The organism is Gemmatimonas sp. (genome assembly GCF_046594945.1).
Lineage (GTDB): Bacteria > Gemmatimonadota > Gemmatimonadetes > Gemmatimonadales > Gemmatimonadaceae > Gemmatimonas.
Genome location: NZ_JBKJRB010000050.1, coordinates 1 through 3,917, shown reverse-complemented (window position 1 = coordinate 3,917; position 3,917 = coordinate 1). Strand labels below are relative to the sequence as shown.

The following is a 3,917-nucleotide window of genomic DNA, read 5'->3' as shown; positions in this document are numbered from 1 at the left end:
CGAGGCGACGCCGGTCGACAACCTCTACTTCGCGGGCGAGACCACGGACTCGTTCTACAGCTGGCAGGGCTTCATGGAGGGGGGCGCCCTCTCCGGCCTGCGTGCGGCAGCCGAGGTCTCGGCGGACTTCTCGTAGCGCTTCTCCGAGCCCTTTCTTGCGGCTCGAGAAGAACGCGATCGTCGGTCCCCTCGGGCGTCCAACGAGGATGCAGTTCGTCTTCAGGGCCCGTGAGCAGGGAACCGACGCCGTCGAGGGCGAGCAGCGCGGGCAGGCGTCGGCGCGGTGGAAGCAAGAAGAGGGTGTCGCGCTGTACGACATCCTCGAAGATGGGCAACGCGTCTACGACGCTTGGATCTTCCCTACCAACAATGGCTCCTTCTTCGTTGCGGGCTCAAAGGAGCTCGCCCCGTTCGAGCTCGCCGACGGCGAGTAAAGGCGCGCGCCGAGCAGACCGAGGTCGTGCGAGGCGACGCACTGCAACAGGCCTACGACGGGATCCTGTCGCTTCGGGAAGGAGTCGAACCCTCCAAAGACGCGCGAGGCGGATGATCGTGATCAGGGACGCCTCCGATAGGATGGGTCGATGAGGGCCCGCCTCGCCGCGATCGCTGTGCCCTTTGCGGTGGCCGCTGGGTGCCACGCGATCGCTGGAATCGGCGACGTGACGCTGAGCACGGTCGAGGATACTTCGCCCGAGACGTCACCAGAGACGTCACCCGAGACGTCACCAGAGACGCTGGCCGACTCGTTGACCGACACCGCCAAAGAGGCTCCCTGCCCCTCCGGGCGAGGCCCGAACATGATCCGCGTGGCCACCGAAGCGGGCTCGTATTGCATCGATCAAACCGAGGTCACCGAAGTCGAGTTTGCGCTGTACCTGCTCACACCGGTCCCTCCGACGCTGCCGGCACGGTGCGCCACGGTCTCGATCGCCAAGCCCGAGTCCTGGACGAGTCGCGGGAGCGGGTACCCGCGGGCCTACGTCAATTGGTGTCACGCGTGGAGCTTCTGCGCGTGGGCGGGAAAGCGACTGTGCGGCGCGATCGGCGGCGGGAAACCAACGCCGACGGCCGCGTCCGAGTGGACGTGGGCGTGCTCGCAGGGCGCGTCGTCGACCTATCCGTACGGCAACTCCTTCGTCGACGATCGTTGCGCGACCTCGTACGCCGACGGCGGCGCGGCGGAGATCCCGCACAAGGCGCGCGAGAAGAAAGATTGTCGCGGCACCATCGCGCCGTTCACCGAGCTCTACGACATGAGTGGGAACCTCTTGGAGTGGACCGCGGGTTGCGACGACACAGACGAGAGGTCTCTCTGCGGGGTTGCCGGTGGCTCCTTCTACGACCGCGGGCTCGAGGTCGCGTGCAGCGCGGGCGGGGCGCGTGAGCTCGGCGACAACCTGCCGGGAATCGGGATCCGCTGCTGCGCTGACTGACGACGCGTGCGCGCGACATCGTGCCGCACTGCTCGATGCGATCACTCTCACGTCATACGCGGTCGCTTCTCGCAACGCTGACAGATTGTCGTGACCCTCGACAGCGAACTGCCGAAACCTCTGTCGGCAGGCCGCGACAGACGCGAATTCGACGAAAATTCAAGCGTCAAAACGTTGGTGCGCGGGTTGCTGTGTGACCGCCGCAAATGGCGACACGTCTTCTTGCATCCTTCCTCATCTCCGTCCTCTCGGTGCTGCTCTACGCCGGCACCGCGTCTGCTTTCGAGCTCACGGGCGGATATCCCCAACGCACGAACACCACCCGTGCAGCGCCGGCACACGGTCTGTTCGCGCTGTCGGCGAGCAACACCGGGATCAATCGCAACGACTGCCTCGATGGCAGCCAGCGGTGGCGCTTCGCGCTGACCGGCGTCCCGGCCGACACGACCTCCGTCGAGATCTGGGCACGCGCCGATGCTGCGAGCTGCGCTCCGCCCGCCGAACGCTCCGGGAGCAGTGACGAGCCAAAGTCACCCCACTGTTTTCGAGTCGCCAAGCTGTCTGCGGCGGATGTCGCGGGCGGCAGGGAGTTCGAGATCGACAACCTGTCGATCGTCCAGGCGATCGACAAGAAGAAGAACGCGCAGTCGCCACTCGATGCCACGCAGGTCTGCTCCAAGAGCGAGCACATGCCGCCAACGGAGGTTCACCTGCATGTGATGGCGTTCCGTGGATCCGACGTCATCACGGGAGGCGACGGGGCGAAGGCTGCCGAGATCGACTACGTCACGCTCTACGATCTCGCGGGCCCTCCCGCGCCCGTCGGAATGACGACCGGGGCCGGCGAGGGGTTGGTGACGGTGAAGCTGAAGCCAGCGAGCCCCGCGCCGAGCGACTTCAAGCAGTACCGGGCCTATTGCTTTCACACGGTGGCCGCTGCGCCGACCGATGCCGGGACCGATGCAAGTGGCGATGCAGGCGACGCAGGCGATGCAGGCGACGCAGGCGACGCAGGCGACGCCAAGACGGAGAAGCTGAAGTGCCCGGTGGGCCACAAGTTCGTCCCGGGGACGCTCCCGACCAGCGCGCTCGACCCCTTCAAGTGCGGCGAGTCCAACACCATTGCCGGCGACATCCCGCTCGAAGTTCCCGTGAATGACGTTCCGTACGCCGTGGTGATCGCCGCCATCGATCGGCAGGACAACATCGGCGTTCTCTCGGAGGTGGTGTGCGAAACCCCGCGCGCGACCAACAGCTTCTGGGACAACTACAACGCTGCGGGCGGCCGCGCCGGCGGTGGCTACTGCTCGATGGGCGGCCCTCCGGGTACGGAGGGAGTGGCCGAGCTCACGCTCGCGTGCGCCGCGTTCGCCGCGTTCGTGGCTCGGCGTCGTGGTGCGCTCGTTCTCGGTGGGTCCTTCGCCGCGCTCCTCTCGGTGGCAACGCCGAGCCGCGCCAGCACGACCTCGGAGACTCCTTCGATCGTGATGATGGAGGCGCGCTTGGGCCCCTACCGGCCGCGCGTCGATCGCACCTTCACCAACGGAGAGACACCCTTTCGGGACACCTTCGGCAACGCGCCGCGGTTGATGGTCGGCGCCGAGGTCGAGGTCATTCCCTTCCACATTCCGAGCTTTGGCTCGATCGGTTTTGGCGCGCTCGTGGGATACACCTCCGCGAAAGCCAAGGCGGCGTTCGCGGACAAGTCGGGCGCGAGTGACGAGAACACCTCATTCGACCTATGGGTGCTCTCCGCGCTGACTACAGTGCGGGTGGACGTCCTTGCGCGCCGGACGCGCGTGCCGATCGTGCCGTACGGCAAGCTCGGGCTGATGACCAGCCTTTGGTCCAGCTCCGATGGTCGTGGCGTCTCGCAGGGGCCAGCCGGCCGCGACGCGCGGGGGCGCACCAACGGGTTTCTCTATGCCGTCGGCGCGATGATTCTGCTCGACGCGCTCGATCCCGCCGCGGCGAAGATCTTCGCCACCGAGCATGGCGTCAAACACTCCTATGTGTTCGCCGAGCTGACCGTCGCTGATCTGCGCGGGTTCGGTCAGGCCCATCCCATGCGCGTCGGCGATCTCACCTGGACGGCGGGCCTGGCGTTCGAGATGTAGCCGCTACTTGGGCTGCTCCGCGCGCCACGCGTTCGCCGCGGCCCTGACGATCGGCGCGCGCAGTCGCGAATCCGGGTGTGTTCGCAGGAAGCCGACGGCGGCGAGCAGCGGGGCGTTGCCCTCGAGCCGCCCGAAAAAGTCGAACAGCCAGAGGCCACCCTGCTCACTCCAAGCGTACAGTGGACGGCGCGCGCGACCTGCGTCGAGCACGTTGAAGCAACCGGCCGTGTCGGCGGCGATCTCGGTGGGCTGGTTCAGGCCGGGGATCACCGTGGTCACGATTTGACCGATCACCGCGGGGTTCGGTCCGGCGGCACCCGCCTGTCCGTTGGCGCAGCCGGTGTGACCGAGGTGGTGATGCGCG

4 protein-coding genes and 1 pseudogene are annotated in these 3,917 nt (G+C 67.0%); 4 read left to right on the top strand and 1 reads right to left on the bottom strand.

Features of this window, described 5'->3' with window-relative positions:
- The 4 genes from ACLL97_RS05500 to ACLL97_RS05485 all read left to right on the top strand — a co-directional run.
- Nucleotides 1–136: FAD-dependent oxidoreductase (locus tag ACLL97_RS05500; protein ID WP_411279476.1), on the top strand; the 136-nt coding region annotated here is incomplete at its 5' end.
- Nucleotides 137–206: 70 nt separating this feature from the next.
- Nucleotides 207–434 carry a hypothetical protein gene (locus ACLL97_RS05495; RefSeq protein WP_411279475.1) on the top strand — a complete coding sequence of 76 codons (228 nt, stop codon included), beginning with the start codon at nucleotides 207–209 and terminating at the stop codon, nucleotides 432–434.
- A gap of 150 nt (nucleotides 435–584) precedes the next feature.
- Nucleotides 585–1,436, top strand: a complete 852-nt coding sequence (locus ACLL97_RS05490; protein WP_411279474.1) for a formylglycine-generating enzyme family protein — start codon at nucleotides 585–587, stop codon at nucleotides 1,434–1,436.
- 206 nt (nucleotides 1,437–1,642) lie between these two features.
- Nucleotides 1,643–3,553, top strand: a complete 1,911-nt coding sequence (locus ACLL97_RS05485; protein ID WP_411279473.1) for an MXAN_2562 family outer membrane beta-barrel protein — start codon at nucleotides 1,643–1,645, stop codon at nucleotides 3,551–3,553.
- A gap of 3 nt (nucleotides 3,554–3,556) precedes the next feature.
- Here the strand turns inward: ACLL97_RS05485 and ACLL97_RS05480 are convergent.
- Nucleotides 3,557–3,917 (bottom strand): annotated as a pseudogene (locus ACLL97_RS05480) (hypothetical protein); the annotation flags it as partial.